We start from the raw sequence: 313 nt of genomic DNA, 5'->3' as shown, positions 1-313 counted from the left end.
CTCCGGGGGCACGGGCAGAGGTCAGCGGCCGTAGCGGATCAGGGCGCGGACCATGCGGCAGGTGGTGTCGGACGGCGGGTGGATGGCGAGGCGGTCGGCCTCCGCGCGGATACGGGCGTTGCTCGCGCTCACCGGCTGGTACACCCCGGTGTCGAGCAGGGATATCGCCAGGCGCATGGCCTTGAGGCGACGGTTGTGCGAGACGTACCACTCGCGGGGCCGGCCCGCGGGGAGCCGCTTCTTCCGCGCGGGCTGGTGCAGCGGCTCGGTCGTGGCTGTGGCAACGGCCATCGGCAACCTCCTGGCACAGTGG

General features: G+C 72.8%; 1 protein-coding gene. It reads right to left on the bottom strand.

The features are described 5' to 3' along the window. Positions 1-21 precede the first annotated feature (21 nt). On the bottom strand, positions 22-291 hold the full coding sequence (locus IE97_RS0137945) for a hypothetical protein (RefSeq protein WP_030252349.1): 270 nt from the start codon (positions 289-291) through the stop codon (positions 22-24). Positions 292-313: the final 22 nt, after the last annotated feature.

Origin of the sequence: Streptomyces sp. NRRL S-455, assembly GCF_000717875.1 — a bacterium.
GTDB lineage: Bacteria > Actinomycetota > Actinomycetes > Streptomycetales > Streptomycetaceae > Streptomyces.
The sequence above is the reverse complement of the archived record's forward strand: the minus strand, read 5'-3'. Positions and strand labels throughout refer to the sequence as shown.